The organism is Ottowia cancrivicina (assembly GCF_029813755.1).
Classification (GTDB): Bacteria; Pseudomonadota; Gammaproteobacteria; order Burkholderiales; family Burkholderiaceae_C; genus Ottowia; species Ottowia massiliensis.
Window position 1 is genome coordinate 134,182 of record NZ_JARVII010000001.1, and the last position, 15,551, is coordinate 149,732.

At 59.9% G+C, this 15,551-nt stretch carries 20 protein-coding genes and 1 tRNA gene; 10 read left to right on the plus strand and 11 right to left on the minus strand.

The window, feature by feature from the left end; genetic code table 11:
* Positions 1-169 precede the first annotated feature (169 nt).
* A complete protein-coding gene (locus tag QB898_RS13315; protein ID WP_346429787.1) occupies positions 170-559 on the minus strand; it encodes a hypothetical protein in 390 nt (129 codons plus the stop codon).
* A 263-nt stretch (positions 560-822) separates the two neighbouring features.
* Here QB898_RS13315 and QB898_RS00610 point away from each other — a divergent pair, with 263 nt between their 5' ends.
* The 6 genes from QB898_RS00610 (at position 823) to QB898_RS00635 (ending at position 5,498) form a co-directional block, all read left to right on the plus strand.
* A complete protein-coding gene (locus tag QB898_RS00610; RefSeq protein WP_279523382.1) occupies positions 823-2,085 on the plus strand; it encodes a tyrosine-type recombinase/integrase in 1,263 nt (420 codons plus the stop codon).
* A gap of 47 nt (positions 2,086-2,132) precedes the next feature.
* Positions 2,133-2,345 (plus strand): hypothetical protein, encoded by a 213-nt coding sequence (locus QB898_RS00615; RefSeq protein ID WP_279523383.1) that lies wholly within the window; start codon positions 2,133-2,135, stop codon positions 2,343-2,345.
* A gap of 200 nt (positions 2,346-2,545) precedes the next feature.
* On the plus strand, positions 2,546-2,800 hold the full coding sequence (locus QB898_RS00620) for a hypothetical protein (protein WP_279523385.1): 255 nt from the start codon (positions 2,546-2,548) through the stop codon (positions 2,798-2,800).
* Between the two features lie 456 nt (positions 2,801-3,256).
* Entirely contained in the window at positions 3,257-4,120 is an 864-nt protein-coding gene (locus QB898_RS00625) for a hypothetical protein (RefSeq protein WP_279523386.1), read from the plus strand.
* A 116-nt stretch (positions 4,121-4,236) separates the two neighbouring features.
* Entirely contained in the window at positions 4,237-4,740 is a 504-nt protein-coding gene (locus QB898_RS00630) for a hypothetical protein (RefSeq protein WP_279523387.1), read from the plus strand.
* A 359-nt stretch (positions 4,741-5,099) separates the two neighbouring features.
* Positions 5,100-5,498, plus strand: a complete 399-nt coding sequence (locus QB898_RS00635) for a helix-turn-helix domain-containing protein (protein ID WP_279523388.1) — start codon at positions 5,100-5,102, stop codon at positions 5,496-5,498.
* A gap of 62 nt (positions 5,499-5,560) precedes the next feature.
* On the opposite strand, the gene QB898_RS00640 is transcribed toward QB898_RS00635, so the two are convergent.
* On the minus strand, positions 5,561-6,025 hold the full coding sequence (locus QB898_RS00640; protein WP_279523389.1) for a zinc-ribbon domain-containing protein: 465 nt from the start codon (positions 6,023-6,025) through the stop codon (positions 5,561-5,563).
* Positions 6,026-6,124: 99 nt separating this feature from the next.
* Between QB898_RS00640 and QB898_RS00645 the strand changes: the two genes are divergently transcribed.
* Positions 6,125-6,409 carry a helix-turn-helix domain-containing protein gene (locus QB898_RS00645; protein ID WP_279523390.1) on the plus strand — a complete coding sequence of 95 codons (285 nt, stop codon included), beginning with the start codon at positions 6,125-6,127 and terminating at the stop codon, positions 6,407-6,409.
* A 24-nt stretch (positions 6,410-6,433) separates the two neighbouring features.
* Here QB898_RS00645 and QB898_RS00650 read toward each other — a convergent pair whose 3' ends face one another.
* The 6 genes from QB898_RS00650 to QB898_RS00675 all read right to left on the minus strand — a co-directional run bounded on the left by QB898_RS00650 (position 6,434) and on the right by QB898_RS00675 (position 11,235).
* Positions 6,434-6,874, minus strand: coding sequence for a lysozyme inhibitor LprI family protein (locus tag QB898_RS00650; RefSeq protein ID WP_279523391.1), 441 nt, complete (start codon positions 6,872-6,874; stop codon positions 6,434-6,436).
* A gap of 224 nt (positions 6,875-7,098) precedes the next feature.
* Positions 7,099-7,191 (minus strand) — tRNA-Ser (locus tag QB898_RS00655).
* Positions 7,192-7,245: 54 nt separating this feature from the next.
* Positions 7,246-8,523 carry an aspartate kinase gene (locus QB898_RS00660; protein ID WP_279523392.1) on the minus strand — a complete coding sequence of 426 codons (1,278 nt, stop codon included), beginning with the start codon at positions 8,521-8,523 and terminating at the stop codon, positions 7,246-7,248.
* A gap of 259 nt (positions 8,524-8,782) precedes the next feature.
* Positions 8,783-9,211, minus strand: coding sequence for a DUF4149 domain-containing protein (locus QB898_RS00665; protein WP_102282884.1), 429 nt, complete (start codon positions 9,209-9,211; stop codon positions 8,783-8,785).
* Positions 9,212-9,232: 21 nt separating this feature from the next.
* Positions 9,233-9,709: a transcription elongation factor GreA gene (gene greA, locus QB898_RS00670; protein ID WP_050716003.1), complete on the minus strand. Its 477-nt coding sequence runs from the start codon at positions 9,707-9,709 to the stop codon at positions 9,233-9,235.
* Positions 9,710-10,896: 1,187 nt separating this feature from the next.
* Positions 10,897-11,235, minus strand: a complete 339-nt coding sequence (locus QB898_RS00675) for a hypothetical protein (RefSeq protein ID WP_279523393.1) — start codon at positions 11,233-11,235, stop codon at positions 10,897-10,899.
* A 548-nt stretch (positions 11,236-11,783) separates the two neighbouring features.
* On the opposite strand from QB898_RS00675, the gene QB898_RS00680 reads away from it, so the two are divergent.
* Together QB898_RS00680 and QB898_RS00685 are read left to right on the plus strand one after the other, a co-directional pair.
* Positions 11,784-11,939 (plus strand): hypothetical protein, encoded by a 156-nt coding sequence (locus tag QB898_RS00680; RefSeq protein WP_279523394.1) that lies wholly within the window; start codon positions 11,784-11,786, stop codon positions 11,937-11,939.
* Positions 11,940-12,049: 110 nt separating this feature from the next.
* Positions 12,050-12,292, plus strand: coding sequence for a hypothetical protein (locus tag QB898_RS00685; RefSeq protein WP_279523395.1), 243 nt, complete (start codon positions 12,050-12,052; stop codon positions 12,290-12,292).
* Positions 12,293-12,361: 69 nt separating this feature from the next.
* Here QB898_RS00685 and QB898_RS00690 read toward each other — a convergent pair whose 3' ends face one another.
* Positions 12,362-12,781 carry an ExbD/TolR family protein gene (locus tag QB898_RS00690; protein ID WP_279523396.1) on the minus strand — a complete coding sequence of 140 codons (420 nt, stop codon included), beginning with the start codon at positions 12,779-12,781 and terminating at the stop codon, positions 12,362-12,364.
* Positions 12,778-13,419, minus strand: a complete 642-nt coding sequence (locus QB898_RS00695) for a MotA/TolQ/ExbB proton channel family protein (RefSeq protein ID WP_050716005.1) — start codon at positions 13,417-13,419, stop codon at positions 12,778-12,780. Before QB898_RS00695 ends, QB898_RS00690 begins: the two co-directional genes overlap by 4 nt.
* Positions 13,420-13,836: 417 nt before the next feature.
* Between QB898_RS00695 and xseA the strand changes: the two genes are divergently transcribed.
* Positions 13,837-15,231 carry an exodeoxyribonuclease VII large subunit gene (gene xseA / locus QB898_RS00700; protein ID WP_279523487.1) on the plus strand — a complete coding sequence of 465 codons (1,395 nt, stop codon included), beginning with the start codon at positions 13,837-13,839 and terminating at the stop codon, positions 15,229-15,231.
* Here the strand turns inward: xseA and QB898_RS00705 are convergent.
* Entirely contained in the window at positions 15,216-15,524 is a 309-nt protein-coding gene (locus QB898_RS00705; RefSeq protein ID WP_279523397.1) for a hypothetical protein, read from the minus strand. The two genes, xseA and QB898_RS00705, sit on opposite strands and share 16 nt — an antisense overlap.
* Between the last annotated feature and the right edge of the window lie 27 nt (positions 15,525-15,551).

Genomic DNA, 15,551 nt, shown 5'->3' on the forward strand with positions numbered 1-15,551 from the left:
ACAATTCTCGTCAAATTGACTGTTTTTTTGCGAGCCTTGCGTTTCTTGTGAACTTGAATCCCGCGCGCGCCGGGCCAGGCGACGTTAAAAAAGGAGCAAATCTGAAGGGCAGGAAAACCGCCTTCGCGCCCTTTGTTCTAGGACCTCATGCTATTGAAAGAGGAGCTGATCAGGCGCTGCCTGCGAATTGGCGCATGCCTACTTCATCGCTGGCGGCCGTGCCCTGCCCGCCTTCATGGATGGCCTGCGGGCCGGCTCCTGGGGCCTGTTTGGCGCCAGCGCTGGCAACGACAGCACTGGCGCTTTCGGGCGGGTTGATGTGCAGCACCCGCTGCGGGTAGGGAATGTCCACGCCCGCGCCGCGCAGGGCATCCAGAATGGCCAGGTTCACTTGCGAGCGCACGCCGCCCAGGCCGCCGTTTTCAGGGTCGCCCAGCCAGTAGCTCAGGGTGAACTCCAGCCCGTCGGCGCCAAAGTTGTTCAGCAGCGCGGCTGGCGCAGCCCGGTATGGGCTGCATTGGCCTGCTTGCAGGGGCTGTTCTAAACGTCGGAATTCCAAAGAAAAACCCGCTTGCGGCTTGATCCGCAAGCGGGTTCGTTTCTGGCGGAAACGGAGTCCGCCTCCGTAGAACTTTTGGAGATTTCCAGTCATCTCCCATGGTTACGATAACTTGTTGTCAAACAAGGAAAAATACCCAAAAACATATCTCCAGACGTTTACGGAAATCTACCCTCTAGCGTAAAATTTTGGGCGGGTGTTTGGGCGGGTGGCTACGGCCCTCCGCTGCAATCAATTGCAGAACGCATATGGGAGGGCAGAGCATGCCGAAGGTAGCCAAGGAACTGTCAGCGCTGGAAGTGAAGAACCTTCCGCCCGGTAGCCACGCGGTGGGCGGTGTTGCTGGCCTGATTCTTGAAGTCACACCCACAGGCGGGAAGACCTGGGTTCTTCGTGTCAGGACGGGCACCAAGCGCCGGGAAATCGGTTTTGGGGGCTACCCGTCAACCTCCCTTGCGGAAGCCCGCAACAAGGCCAGAGAGACACGGGAAGCCATCGGCAAAGGTGTTGACCCGGTTGCAGAGAGGCAGGCAGCAAAGGCCGCATTGCTGGCACAACAAGCCAGCTTGAAGACCTTCGCATGGTGCGTTGATTCCTACCTTGCTGGCATGGAAGGCCAGTGGAAGAACGCGAAACACGCCGCCCAATGGCGTAGCACGCTGGAGACCTACGCCAATCCGATCATTGGCAAACTGCCCGTGCAATCAATTGCATTGCCGCATGTGTTGGAAGTGCTGAACCAACCCCAGCCCGATAAAGCCAATGCGGCCCTATGGGACAGCAAAAACGAGACTGCTTCACGCTTGCGCGGGCGCGTTGAAAAGGTGCTGGACTGGGCGACAGTCCACGGCTACCGCGATGGCCTGAACCCTGCCCGCTGGAAAGGACACCTTGACGCCATCCTGAAGAACCCCGGCAAGGTACAGAAGACCGAGCACCATAAATCAATCCCTCACGGGGAAATGCACGCCTTCATGAGTGCCCTACGCCAGCAGAAGGGCACAGCAGCAAAAGCCCTCGAATTCGCCATCCTGTGCGCCAGCCGTAGCGGAGAGGTACGCGGGGCAACGTGGGCTGAAATCGACCTGAAGAAGGGACTATGGACTATCCCCGGTGAACGCATGAAGGCAGGTAAGCCGCACACCGTGCCGCTGTCAAAGCAGGCCCTGCAATTGATTGCAGCGACTGAGCCCACGGCGGGGACCGACCTCGTTTTCCCAAACCCACGCGGCAAGGTGCTGTCCGACATGACCCTAACCGCAGTCATGCGCCGCATGCAACTTGATGCCGTGCCTCACGGGTTCCGGTCAACCTTCCGCACCAGGGGCGGGGAGCAGACAGCCTACCCCCGAGACCTCCTGGAGACTGCCCTCGCCCACACGTTGGGAAGCAAAGTGGAAGCGGCGTATATGCACGGCACCCAAATTGAAAAACGCAGAAAACTAATGCAGGAATGGGCTGATTATGTGGATTTGGCACAGGCACAGGGAAATAATGTAGTCCCACTCAAAGCGGTTAGTCATTAGTTATTGACTGTCGTAGAGATGTTGATATAATCCGACCGTCCCACGCAATGGAGTGCACCGGGAAAGCCGCAAGGGCTTTTTCGCGTACTCTTTTTTTGCGCCATAAGCCTTTGCATTTGAATGCAGACACGCTAGAAGGTGCAAAAAATGGCAATTTCGTTTGTGAAGAAAGCGGCGGCGGGAACCGCAACAGCAGAAAAAGAAAAGGCCGTAACCACGGCAAAGAAGAAGCCGGGACAGGCAAAGAAGCTACCCATTGACGGGTTGAACTTCAACCAGCCGCAACGGTTGCGAGTTGGACACCTGCTAACCCTTCTCCAAATCAGTGCGCCGCAACTGTACAAAATGCGTGCCGCTGGAAAACTCCCAGAACCAGCGGGTCACTTTGGCACTGGCACAAGGCCAACACCATATTGGCTAACTACCCAAATGCTTCCCTACATCACGGGGGAAGCAAGCAATGGATAAGCCAACCACAAAGCCTCTTCGCCGCCTACAGGGAAAGATCGTGGCACGCCTTTGCAATCAATTGCTGGAAGGCAGCGGCTTGATCGTGAGGGACTGGCAGCTACCGGGCACAAACCCATTGCCAAAGCATCGCCGCTTCACGCTGGAAACGCTGGATGGCGACGACTGGGACGAAATACCGTGCATCTATGAACTGCACCAGGAGCTACAGCACGACGAAGAAGAGAAGACGCAGGCAACCGGATAAGGAAGAAAAAAATCCCCTCGACCATTACTGACCGAGGGGTAATTCCGATCCATCAATTGAGGGACGCCGGGCGAGCAAACCCGGCACCTGAATTGTGGTCTCCCCAGAACCTCCGAGCAACCGCGTCAGCATTTGAAACATGTCCCTGAAATGTCCCCCTTCCGGGACGAATGTCCCCTTAAAAAGGTAGGCACATCAAACCTTCAAAACGTATGGTTTTGAGCTTGTGTAGCGAGAAAAATTAGCTTTTCAGAAATCTAACAACAGCCCCAGTCCCAGCATGTCCCCCAGAGTGGAAGGAGGTAGGGATATATAGGGGCTAGATAAGCAGGATTGAGCCATGGAACCCCATACTTTCCCAGTTGAGCGAGCCTACAGGGCATCCCTACAGCAGCGGGAGCTATACGAAGGCAAAGCCCTTGCGGCAGATGCTTACCGGGCATCCTGCCATGCCCTATGGGCCTTGTTGGACAAGGAGGCAAGGCCCAATACCCTGAAGGGCACGCCCTTTGCTTTGAATACCTCGCACGGAAATTCAATAACCTACGGGAAGAAGCAAAGAAAAAGCCTGGAAAGCTAGACCCTGCTTTTAGGGACTGGTACACCTTCGCCTACCACGTAGGCCCCCGACCCTTAGATAAACATCAGCTAGACCGAATCAACGATTCCGATAACTACCGCGTGGGCAATGTCCGATGGCTTCATGCTACCCGCCAAAACTCGAATAAGCGGGGCAACAGGCACCACCTATACAGGGGAAGAAGATTCACCGATGCCGAGCTTTCCACTCTGCTTGCAAAGAACTTCAAGGACTACTCACCCGAGGCTATAAAGAAATACCGTCAACGCAGAGCAAAAGAGGGTTTCTCCAATGAGGACATCACACGGGAGATTTTCAAGCGCCACGGCTTGCCCTATGAGTCTTCAGGCAACCCGCTGGAAGATGCCGATTTTTCACCAAAATACTACAAAAAACTATCGGAAGCCTACCGCACCTCAAGCAGTGAACTAACCCGCATTGCCTTTGAAATCGCATGGCTAGAGGGAAAAATCATCACTCTTAAGACAGATCGACAGAATGAAATGGATGGCCTTGTTACCCTCAACAAGGAAGATAGCTACAAACTTTTGTGTCGAATATCTGACCTAGAAGACGACCTTCAGAAAGCGAGAAATCGTGCATCAAAACTCGGAGTGCAGAAGATCAAACAGGACATAGAGAGCACAGAGCCGGAAACAGACTGCGGAACACTCACAAAGGCAATGAAGCAACAAATCCAATGGGCAGAGGACGCAAAGACCCTGAGTGCCAACCTATAAATGGTTAGTCAGATCAATGTCCTGCAATCAATTGCAAACGACATATAGATTGAATTTCTCATAACAATTTCATATAATGAAATTCATCCATCAACTTCCACTGACGAGGCCCAGCCGTGAGAGTGAAAACGACTATGCGCCAGATGAAAGAAGCGAAAGTTGCTTTCATTTCTCTGGTTACCCGTGGTGCAAATCGCATCCCCTTCCGCGTCCTCAAATCCGACAAAGGAGAAGACAACATGCTCGACCTGACCCAACTGCGCCACGTATTCAAGGGAGATGCGCCCGCCCAGTCCAAGCCCACCGGCCTGGGGTTCGCTGAAATCCTGCGTGGTAGTGAGCCCGCGCCGCAGACCGTGGCGAAGGCGGCACCCGTCCTGCAATCAATTGCAAAGGCAGCGCCCGTGCAATCAATTGCAAAGCCGAACCAGCCGCAGCAGCGCCAGCAAGTGGAAGAGGAACGCCAGCGGCAAGGACTCGCACCGAATCAACCTCAGCCCACCGCATTAGCACCGCGCCGCGCCGCGGACACCCCCCAAGGTGCCCGCCAAACCCTCCCGCGATACCGTCACCCTGAAGGAGTTGCGGGGCGAAATCGACAACGCCCTGGCCCGCAGTAAGAAGCAGGACGAACAGGAGCAGTTCAACGCCAAGCGCAGCGCCTTTGCACAGATCGCACCGACCCGACAAGATCAAGTTCCACAGGGTGGCCGTGGGGATGCGTGGAGCCTCCGCAATCATGGTGCTCAACTGGCTGTGCAGCTTCTGGGAGGCACTGACAAACCCTTGCCAGCGAACACCGCTTTCCGACCCTTCAGCGCTGCGGGCACCAAGGCATAACCAAGACGCCCAGGGGTAGACACCTTCAACGCCATACGCGCCTATCCCTGACCTCTTCCAGAGTGACAAACAGCCGCGCTATTCCAAGGTAGGGGAACGCTATTCCACAGGTTGAAGTACCCAGAACAAAGGTGAAGCTATGACCGTCGCCTATTCCAAGCCCAGCCCGCAAAAACTCTTGTCAAATCGACAGATAAAAGCCATCATTGCACTGGCGGAAGGCATGACTCAGGCAGCAGCAGCCGAGTTTGTGGGCACCAGTCCCCAGACAGTCACAGCATGGATGCAAGACCCCATATTCCATGCCCGCCTGGAAGACGAGATTTACTCCCGTAGCCTGGACGACGCGGCATTCCACAAGCACTTACGCCGCAAGGCACTGCGAGTGTTCACGGATGGCCTCTCCTCCCCGAACCCATCGCAACGCATGTGGGCAGCGAAGGAGGTGCTGGCCCGCATCCCTGCCGATCCAGAAGAGGAAGAAGCCGCCTTGAACAGGTCTATCTTTGAATCTGTAATGGCGACCGAAAGGCCGTAGCCACTCGCCCCAGCAATGGGGCTTATTGCTGTTTGCAATTGATTGCACGCAGTGCAGCCCTACTACTTGAAGGCCGTTCGCGCCTCTTGCTTGAATCCAATCTCGCAAGATCGAACACAGGCATCACCCGTCTTCTGTTCCTCTGCAACTTTATCGCAGCCCTCCCGCATGACATCGGATGCCATCACGTCAGCACTCGCCATCTTTGAGAAGTTCGCAAGGTACACACCGGCCAGCGCCTTACCTCGATAAAAACATTGATCCGTATTGGGTGCTTCGGCCTTCGCCTCTGCCTTCTTTTCCTTGGGCTGTACCGCCACAGCTTTCGGCGCTGCACTCGATGCGGCAGCCTTGTCGTTCTTCGGTAAGACGGCGGCGACAACGCCGATAGCGAAAACAATCAGCAGCCACTTGCCCATCCCTCCCTTGGCCTTCTTCTTCGCGGGTGCCGCTGCCCCGCAGTGCGGGCAAGCCTTCGCCTCTGTACTGACCTGCTTCCCGCACTCTTTGCACGTTGTCATTGCCATACCGCCTCACTCCTCATAGTTGCTTCACAAAATTCTAACTATAGGTGGAAGACCAGCGCGCGACAAAACTAGATGCTTTGCTCACTTTAGTGGGCATAAATGGCAGGACTGGAAAAGGCTTTTGGTAGTGCGTTGCGCGAGTTGCGCAATCAGCGGGCGTTGTCTCAGGAGGCGTTGGCCTTCGAGGCTGAGCTTGCCCGCAACTACATCAGCCAACTTGAGCTGGGCAGCAAGTCCCCGAGCCTGCGAACTATCTTCAAGCTATGCAAGGTATTGGATGTCAGCCCTAGCCACATGATCGACACAGTGCAGCACATGCTAAGCGTGACAGAACCGACTGCCGACATTGCTCGAACATCGAACAGCACAAAAAAAACCGGCTAGTACGCCGGTTTTTTTCTTTACGGATTAGCTGCCTTCAGGGCGGTTTTCCAAATCTTTCAGTTCCTTAAGCTGGCGTCCATACTCGCCATTTAGGCAGACACCGATCACAAGGCCCTGCATGCTTCCGCCTGCATAGCGCTGCCCCTCAACTTCACACATGGCATCCGCATAGGCATCACTAGCCTTGAACCACTTGTTCATGGATTTACGCATGTCTTTGTCGGCGGCTTTCAGCATCTTTTGCCGTTGCGCTTTCAATTCCTTCTCTGTCTTGGCAAGCTCACGTCCCGCGCAGACCTTCATGCCCAACATCGACTCCTGCTCTTTAGAGCAGTCGATGTCAGAAAACTGGTCTGATTGAGGCGCAGCAGATACCGTCGTCACACCTCCGGCACAACATGCCGCAATCAATGTGGTTGCCAGGACTCGCTTGAACGTCCCGTTCGCTGACTTCATGATGGCCATAGCTCTTCCCTCCATGGAAACACGGGACAACCCCGCGCATGTGAAGTATGGATGAAAACACAGTTTTCAAGGGAAATCTTCGTGCCTTTCCTCAACAGATAGCTGTGCAATCAATTGCAGAAGACCAGGAAGCCCTAGCGGGTAACTTTTGGGTGGATGTTTGGGCGGGAAGTCCAATCGCCAAAGAAAAAAGCCAAGTGAAATCAATCACTTGGCTTCGATCTTGGCGGAGACGGAGGGATTCGAACCCTCGATGAGGCTCTACACCCCATACTCCCTTAGCAGGGGAGCACCTTCGGCCACTCGGTCACGTCTCCTAGGTAAGCGGCGGATTCTAGCAGAGAAAAGGGCGCTTTCGGCCGTTTGCGGCGTCAGGCCGGCGAGGATGCCGTTTGGTCCAGGCCGAAGGCACGGTGCAGCGTGCGCACGGCCAGTTCCATGTACTTTTCGTCGATGACTACGGAGGTTTTGATTTCGCTGGTGGAAATCATCTGGATGTTGATGCCTTCTTCGCTGAGCGTCTGGAACATCTTGGCGGCCACACCCACGTGGCTGCGCATGCCGATGCCGACGATGCTGACCTTGCAGATGTGCGTGTCGCTCACCACTTGCGCTTCGCCCAGCCGGGGCAGCACTTCGTTTTTGAGCAAGTCCAGGGCGCGCGCATGGTCGTTGCGGTGCACGGTGAAGGAAAAATCGGTTTTGCCGTCCTTGCTCAGGTTCTGGATGATCACATCCACCTCGATGTTGGCCGCCGCCACCGCGCCCAGTATCTGGTAGGCGATGCCGGGCTTGTCGGGCACGCCCAGCACCGAAATCTTGGCTTCATCGCGGCTGAAGGCTATGCCGGAAACAAGGGCTTTTTCCATTTTTTCGTCTTCCTCGAAAGTGATGAGGGTGCCGGAGCGGGCCTCTTCGTTGATGTCGATGTCCCAGGGCGTGAAGCTGGAGAGCACGCGCACGGGCACTTTGTATTTGCCGGCGAATTCAACCGAGCGGATTTGCAGCACCTTGGAGCCGAGGCTGGCCATTTCCAGCATTTCTTCAAAGCTGACGGTCTGCATGCGGCGGGCCTTGGGGGCCACGCGCGGATCGGTGGTGTAAACGCCGTCCACGTCGGTATAGATCAGGCATTCGCTGGCCTTGAGGGCGGCGGCCACGGCCACGGCGGAGGTGTCAGAGCCGCCACGGCCCAGCGTGGTGATGTTGCCGTCCGCATCCACGCCCTGAAAGCCGGTAATGATGACCACCTTGCCCGCTGCCAGATCGCGGCGCACGCGCTCCTCGTCAATGCTTTCAATGCGGGCTTTGGTGTAGGCGTTGCTGGTTTTGATGGGCACTTGCCAGCCAGCGTAGCTCACGGCGGGCACGCCTTCGGCTTGCAGGGCCAGTGACAGCAGTCCGACGGAGACCTGCTCGCCTGTGGAGGCGAGCATGTCCATCTCGCGCAGGCAGGCATCGGTCAGCTTTTCGGGGGCCAGCTCCTTGGCCAGGCCCAGCAGGCGGTTGGTTTCGCCGCTCATGGCGCTGGGCACCACCACCATTTGGTGGCCGGCGCGCGCCCACTTGGCCACGCGCTTGGCGACGTTGGCGATGCGCTCGGTCGAGCCCATCGACGTGCCGCCGTATTTGTGAACGATCAATGCCATCGGGAAATCGGTATGGGTGAAGGATGAAGAAGCAGGGCGGGCATCACGCGCTCACCCCATGTGCGAAAGGGGCGAATTCTAGGAGGAGCGCAGACCTGCCCGTCTGCGTTCTTTCTGGCCAAGCCAGGCGCGGCCCAAGAGTTCAGGAGTAGAAGGGTGGCGTATTTCTGCTCTTGTTATGAGAGCATTGGGTCCTGGTGGAAAGGGCGCAGAAGCCATTTTTTCACCCTTCAAAATTGCTCTTGTTTTTGATTCTGGCTCAGCGCCGCGCCAGCCGCCACAGCACGACAGTGGCGCACAGCCACTGGCCCGCGTAAAGGAGTGTGCCTGCCGTGTGCCACAACGGCAGGTTGATGCGGGCTGCAATGCGCGGGGCGGCAACGTGCTGAACCAGCAGCGCCAGCAGCATCCCCAAGGCGGTCAGGCTGATGAGCGCCGTGTCTTGCCGCTGCGGCTCACGGGGGCGCGTGAGCAGCAGTACGGCGCCGCAGCCCAATGCCAGCCAGGTTTGCGCGGCAAAGAGGTGAGGCGTGATGCGCGCGGCCAGCGCCACGCTGCCCGCGTGCTGGAACACCAGCGGCACGGCGACGAAGCCCAGGCAGATGCCGCTGCTCCACCACAAGGCGGCGGCCATCAAGGGCAGGCGCGCGCTCAGGGCGCTGGCGAAAGCACTGAGAACGCTGGGCATGGGCGTTTCAGAACAGACGACTCAGATGTAGGCAACGCTGATGATCTCGTAGTGCTTGAGGCCGCCAGGGGCCTGCACTTCGGCGCTGTCACCTTCTTCCTTGCCAATGAGGGCGCGCGCGATGGGGCTGGAGATGTTGATGAGGCCCTGCTTGAGATCGGCCTCGTCTTCGCCCACGATCTGGTACTTGACCGTCTCGCCCGTGGCTTCGTCTTGCAGCTCGACGGTTGCGCCGAAGACCACGCGGCCTTCGGCGTGAATGGCGGCAGGGTCGATGATTTGCGCGCTGGCAAGCTTGCCTTCCACTTCCTTGATGCGGCCTTCGATGAAGCCCTGGCGGTCCTTGGCGGCTTCGTATTCGGCGTTTTCGCTCAAATCGCCCTGCGCGCGTGCTTCAGCAATGGCGTTGATGACTTCGGGGCGGTCTTTGGTTTTGAGGCGGTGCAGTTCGGCCTTAAGCTTTTCTGCGCCGCGCTTGGTCAGGGGGGTGGTGGCCATGAGGGTTCCTCCAAAAGCAAACCGCCGCGCATTGCTGCGCGGCGGCCGGTCAAGAAATTTCGGGCGGATTATGCCTGCGCCCGCTTTTTTGCCAAGCCTTGACGGGCAGGCTGAAAGCTGCTGGCGCATGCCGCGCAGCCGGTTGCGGACGGCGTGGAAATCCCGCTGGGTGGATGCAGGCCGGGAGCAGCGCGCGAAGCGCGTTCGCGCCGACGCGCCCATCCTTTTTTCAGTTGCCGCCAGCTCTTGCTACCGGTAGCCTGCGCTCAGCGTCACGCGGCGCCCTTGACCCAGAAAACGGGAAAAGTCGCCAGCGCAGGAAGCCACGTAGCGCCTGCCAGCGAGGTTTTGCGCGTTCAGCTGCACGAAGCTGCCGCACAGGGCGGGAAAGGGCTGGTTGGGGTTCCGGTCGAGCCAGGCGTTGATCAGCGAAAAGCGGACACGCGGAAGGTGCTGGCGTTGTCACCCCACTGGGCAGGCGCATCCTCCTCTTCGAGCGAGGCCTGCGGCGCGCCTGGCACGAAAGCGGCCCCTGCGGCGGCGGGCAGCGGGGCCTGGGTTCTGCGACGGCCCCTGGATGGATTGGGTTTTCATCACGCTCAAAACTCCTTGGTAGTGGATGGAGAACTGCCCGCATGCCGAGTGCGGACGGGCGGACGAGGCGATGAAGGGCAATGGCGTGGCAAAGCGATGGCACCGTGCACAAGCAGACAAGCTGCCTCGTGTCAGGGGCATGAATTTGCTTCTGCTTTGATAGCGGGGGGTCTTAGTGGAATCAGCGCTGATGGCATTTTTAATGGCTTGAATTTGCTTCTATTTTTGATGCGAGGCGTGCCTGAATGCGCCGGTGGGAAACAGACGGAAAAACGGGCGGATCATGGCGCGTCAGGGCCGGGTGGCAGAGGGTGCGCCCGCATCGGCCTATCGGCTATTTGCAGGTTTTTTCATGGTGCGCCTCGCGGCCCGCCGCCTCATCTGCCGCCAGCAGGCTTGGCAGACCCGGCGGCACTTCCTCACTCCAGGCGTAGTAGCCGTGGCCGCTGGCGTATTCAGCGTGCGATCACGGGCAGGCCGCGCGCTTGCTGCACGTGTTGGCTGCGGTTGTTGTTTGTCAGGCCCTCCATGCCATTGGCGGATTGCTCCAGCAGGCCCGGGGCGGCGTTGCACAGTGAGCCAACGGCGGAATGTCAAACAGCGAACGCCAGGCGCGGCGGGGCCGCATCGCCTGAAGGCGCGGGATGGCGGGTGGTGATTGGCTTTGGCTCACCCGCTGGCAGGCGGACGCCGCGCGGGCCGCTGGTCAGCAAGCGCCAGACCGGGGCGCTGACGGCATTGCACGCTTCATCAGCCACGGGGCAGGCCAAAGCAGCCCCCAGCCGGTAAATGCCTTCCTCGCGCGCGATCCATCCAGTCCAGTCGTCGCTCCAGCGTGTGCCTAGCCAGCGGCAGACCGAACGGCACAGACGGTTTGAGTGGCCAGTCCGCCGCAGGCGGCCAGCGTGCGGCCAAGCCGTGGGCGTGTTCATGAAAACAGAAGTAGATTCAAGGGCATGGAAACAGCCCTTGTCGCAATAAATACGGGGAGTTTTCGCTATCAAACAAGGAGCAAAAAGGTGGAGCAAGAAGCTTCGCTTCTCCCTTTCACGTCCCCCACAGCGTTCCCCTTTTCGCCCCCTTCCCACGCTGCCGCTTCAGCAGAGAGCCAGCGCAAATCAATCCTGGATGTCAAGACGCTCGCGTCTTTGCCGCCCTCGCGCGCAAACGGCCATGCCTGGATTGCCGCTGCTTTTTCTTCTCCGTGAACAGCTTTACGCCCGCTTGGCTCGTGCTGCGCGCGCCGCCGTCATCGCCTTCACCTGCGCCAACTGCTTCACGCGCCCCGGCGATGACCGAGTAACTGCACGACAGCTTGCAGCATCAAAAACAGAAGCAAATCCAATGGGGCAAAAATATCCTTCTGCGCCCGTTCTACTAGGACATATTGCTATTGATAGTAGAGCGAAAAGATCCCTTGGAGCCTGCTTGAAATCTGCTTGTGGGAGGGCGGCGGATTGAATGGGCAGCAAGACGCAGAATGAAATCCGGCGAAAGCGTGTTATCTGGCCGCACCGCCAATGCATTGGCCCAGGCTGAACGGACCTTTGACGGGAGGGCCGCTGAAAAAGTCTGCCATCAGCATTTTGGGAATGATTTGGCAGAAGCGGGCGCCGTCGGCTGGCTGTGGATATAGAGAAATTCATGGGTTTCATCCGGGCCTGCATACGGCGCACGCGGAAACTGGAAACGCTGCCGTAAATGGCGGTGTTTTCATGCGTCCATTGCCTTTGCGCGTGATGAACGATGGGCCGCGCCAGCTTGTGGTTGAAAACGCCGCAGCCCGGCAAAAGCGCGGCTGCCAGCACGATTGCGGCCATTGTTTTTTATTTCATGGCCTGTTTTGGAAACGCGCAATTGGAAAACTTCTTTCCAATTAAAGCCAATAAGGCCATGTCTGCCAAAGCCTGGATGGCGCGGTTCCTTCTCACCCGCCGCGCTTGCATCGTGAAGGCGGCAGGCCAAAGCGCTGGTGCAAGGCGGCAGTGAAGCTGGGTGGAAAAGCCGCGCAAAAGCCGCGCGGTGCTGCGGCCGCCTGCCGTCTGGGCGGCCTGGCGGCTATTGCCCGCCGGTTTGCGCGGCGAAGGTCAGCTGCGTCAGGCCCTGGCGGCGGGCGGCTTCCATCACGGTGATGACGGACTGGTGGCTGGCCTGTGCGTCGGCGCTGATGACGATGACGCTGCCTTGGCCCGCCGCGCTGGCGGCGCGGCTGAGGGCTGCGGCCACGGTGTCGGTGTCGCGGGCGAGCAGCTCCTGGCCAGCAATCATGTAGCGGCCATCGGCGGCGACGGAGACAACGACTTCCTTCGGCCGTGTCTGCGAGGCGTCGGCGCTGGCCGAGGGCAGGTTCAGTTGCAGCTCGGTGAATTTGCTGTAGGTGGTGGTCAGCATCAGGAAGATGAGGATGACCAGCAGCACGTCGATGAAGGGGATGAGGTTGATCTCTGGATCGGCGTGGGGGCGGGGGTTGAATTTCATCGCTTGCTGCCTTTGCAAAGCGGCTCCAGATGGTGGGCGAAGCGCTCGGCGGCCAGCTCCAGCGCGAGCACGTAGCCATCAACCCGGGCGCGGAAGTAGCGCCAGAAGATGAGGGCTGGAATGGCGACGATGAGGCCAAAGGCCGTGTTGTAGAGCGCCACCGAAATGCCGTGCGCCAGCTTGGCCGGGTTGCCGCCCGCAAGCGAGCCGGCAGGCGCTTGCGAGCCGAAGATTTCAATCATGCCGATCACGGTGCCCAGCAGGCCCAGCAGCGGCGCGGCCGAGGCGATGGTGGCCAGCGCGGGCAAGAAGCGCTCCAGCTTGTGCGCGGCGCTGCGACCAGCGGCTTGCAGCGCCGCGCGCATTTCTTCAGGGCTGCATTGCGGGTTGCTGTTGAGCGCGCGCCAGCCTGCGGCCAGCACTTCGCCCACGGTGGAATGCTGCGCGAGCTGATTGACGGTGTCAGGCCCAGGCACGCCACGGTGCGAGACCTTGATGGCTTCGTCCACCACGCTGGGCGAGTAAATGCGCGAAGGCTTGAGGCTGATGAAGCGCTCGATGATCAGCGCCAGCGCGATGATGGATGCCAGGATGAGGGGCCAGATGGGCCAGCCGGCCGCTTGTATGATGGAAAGCAAAACGGTTCTCCGTTGCAAAAATACTGTATGAAAAAGCAGAAACCGGCTGTGCCAGAGCCTGCGAAGCGTGATAAGGGGCAATTATTACCCACGCATTACCCGCGTTTCAGCCTGTTGCACGGCCCGAAGCGGCGGGCCGGGGGCTGGCTGGCATTCATCCACACGCTCTGTGGACAACTCTGTGAAAAACCGGGTGGAAAAGCCTTCGCAAAGCCTGATTTGATGCGGTTTTGGGCGCGTCGATGAAATTTTTGGCATGAAAAAATCATTTCAAATCAAGCAGTTGCTACGCCGGGTCGTCATTTGCGCGGAGGCGCGCCGCGCCTGCCCCGGGAGCGCGCTTTCTGTGGAAGAACGGCAGGTGTGGCCGTGGCAGTGAGCGTTCGCGCCGGTTTTTCCGCTGCTGCGCAGGGTGGTTTGCAAGCCGCCCTGCCTCAGTCCGATGTGTGGCCCGTGGGCCAGCTGTGCCAGGCCATCGCGCAGGTGCTGGATGCGCGGCTGAACCCGGTGACGGTGCAGGGCGAAATCACTGGCTTTTCGCGTGCGGCCAGCGGGCATTGCTACTTCTCGCTGAAAGACGAAACGGGGCAGCTGCGCTGCGCCATGTTCCGCCGCGCGGCCAGCGGGCTGGATTTCGCGCCGCGTGATGGCGAGCAAGTGCTGGCGCGCGGCCGCTTGGGCGTGTATGAGGCGCGGGGCGATTTGCAACTGGTGGTAGAGACCATGCGCCGCGCCGGGCAGGGCGCATTGTTCGAGCAGTTTTTGCAGCTCAAGGCCCGCTTGCAGGCCGAGGGATTGTTTGACGCTGCCCGCAAACGGGCGCCGCCCGCGCAGCCGCGCGGCATTGGCGTGGTCACTTCATTGCACGCCGCTGCCTTGCACGATGTGCTCACGGCCCTGCGCCGCCGCGCGCCGCACGTGCCCGTCATCGTCTCGCCCGCTGCTGTGCAGGGCGCGGGCGCGCCGGCCGAACTCATCCATGCCATGAACGCGCTGGCCCGGCTGCATCGCCGTGCGGCGGCGTCAGAAAAACGGCAGTGGCCGCCCGTGGACGTCATCTTGCTTGTGCGCGGCGGCGGCTCCATTGAAGACCTCTGGGCTTTCAACGACGAAGCATTGGCCCGCGCCATTGCCGCCAGCCCCATTCCCGTCATCAGTGGCGTAGGGCATGAAAGCGACTTCACCATTGCCGACTTCGTGGCCGATCTGCGCGCGCCCACGCCCACTGCCGCCGCCGAACTGGCCTGCCCTGACCGCACCACTTTGCTGACCGCCTTGCAAACGCAAGCCGCGCGGCTGGCCCGCGCCGCGCGCCACCGCATCGATACGCAAGGCCAGCGGCTGGATCACCTGGCGCTGCGTCTGGGCCGCCCTGCCAGCGCCTTGGCCGCCGAACGCCTGCGGCTGGAGCGCCATCAGCAACGCATGCTGCATGCCCTGCGCCTGCGGCTGGAGCGCGAAACCGCCCGCCTGGCGCACGCCTGCCAGCGCCTGCCCGCCGCCAGCGCCCCCGCGCTGCAAAGCGCCCGCCAGCGCCTGCAAAGCCTGGCGCAGGCATGGCCTTTGGCTGCTGCCCGCGCCCTGCAAGCCGAACGCGAGCGCCTGACCCGAGCCGCCTTGCGGCTTGACCTGCTTGACCCGCGCCACACCTTGGCGCGCGGCTACGCCCTGCTGCAAACCAGCGGCGGTCTGCCCCTGACCCGCGCCGCCCAGGCACAGCCCGGCCAGCCCGTGCGGGCCACGCTGGCCGACGGCGCGCTGGCGCTGACCGTGCAGAGCGCGGAGGTTTCGCCTGTTCAGCGAGGCAGCTGATCGCCCTGATCCTGGCCGCGCGCCCTGGCCACGGCGCGTGGATCAGTCAGTTGCGTCCTGATCAGCGGAACAGCCCACAGGTGCAGCACAAAAGAAATCGACAAGGCCACAACGCCCAGCATGATCATGAGGGCAGGATCGCGCACCCAGCGCAATGTGACCGCCAGCACCACGGCCATGCTTGGCAGCATGGCTGCTACGGCAGGCAAGGGTGAAACCGAAACCCGCAGCCCGCACGCCTTGCAGGGCACGCTGCGTGCCCAGCCGAGAGCGAGCTTCTTCAATGAAGACATGGCGGGTTGCCCGCAGTGGGGACAGGT

Bases quoted from the DNA above. Each gene is read 5' to 3' on its own strand.
- QB898_RS00610 (WP_279523382.1), top strand. From the start codon at position 823: ATGCCGAAGGTAGCCAAGGAACTGTCAGCGCTGGAAGTGAAGAACCTT.
- QB898_RS00615 (WP_279523383.1), top strand. From the start codon at position 2,133: ATGGAGTGCACCGGGAAAGCCGCAAGGGCTTTTTCGCGTACTCTTTTT.
- QB898_RS00620 (WP_279523385.1), top strand. From the start codon at position 2,546: ATGGATAAGCCAACCACAAAGCCTCTTCGCCGCCTACAGGGAAAGATC.
- QB898_RS00625 (WP_279523386.1), top strand. From the start codon at position 3,257: ATGGGCCTTGTTGGACAAGGAGGCAAGGCCCAATACCCTGAAGGGCAC.
- QB898_RS00635 (WP_279523388.1), top strand. From the start codon at position 5,100: ATGACCGTCGCCTATTCCAAGCCCAGCCCGCAAAAACTCTTGTCAAAT.
- QB898_RS00640 (WP_279523389.1), bottom strand. From the start codon at position 6,025: ATGGCAATGACAACGTGCAAAGAGTGCGGGAAGCAGGTCAGTACAGAG.
- QB898_RS00645 (WP_279523390.1), top strand. From the start codon at position 6,125: ATGGCAGGACTGGAAAAGGCTTTTGGTAGTGCGTTGCGCGAGTTGCGC.
- QB898_RS00650 (WP_279523391.1), bottom strand. From the start codon at position 6,874: ATGGCCATCATGAAGTCAGCGAACGGGACGTTCAAGCGAGTCCTGGCA.
- QB898_RS00660 (WP_279523392.1), bottom strand. From the start codon at position 8,523: ATGGCATTGATCGTTCACAAATACGGCGGCACGTCGATGGGCTCGACC.
- QB898_RS00665 (WP_102282884.1), bottom strand. From the start codon at position 9,211: ATGCCCAGCGTTCTCAGTGCTTTCGCCAGCGCCCTGAGCGCGCGCCTG.
- greA (WP_050716003.1), bottom strand. From the start codon at position 9,709: ATGGCCACCACCCCCCTGACCAAGCGCGGCGCAGAAAAGCTTAAGGCC.
- QB898_RS00675 (WP_279523393.1), bottom strand. From the start codon at position 11,235: ATGAACACGCCCACGGCTTGGCCGCACGCTGGCCGCCTGCGGCGGACT.
- QB898_RS00680 (WP_279523394.1), top strand. From the start codon at position 11,784: ATGAAATCCGGCGAAAGCGTGTTATCTGGCCGCACCGCCAATGCATTG.
- QB898_RS00685 (WP_279523395.1), top strand. From the start codon at position 12,050: ATGGGCCGCGCCAGCTTGTGGTTGAAAACGCCGCAGCCCGGCAAAAGC.
- QB898_RS00690 (WP_279523396.1), bottom strand. From the start codon at position 12,781: ATGAAATTCAACCCCCGCCCCCACGCCGATCCAGAGATCAACCTCATC.
- QB898_RS00705 (WP_279523397.1), bottom strand. From the start codon at position 15,524: ATGTCTTCATTGAAGAAGCTCGCTCTCGGCTGGGCACGCAGCGTGCCC.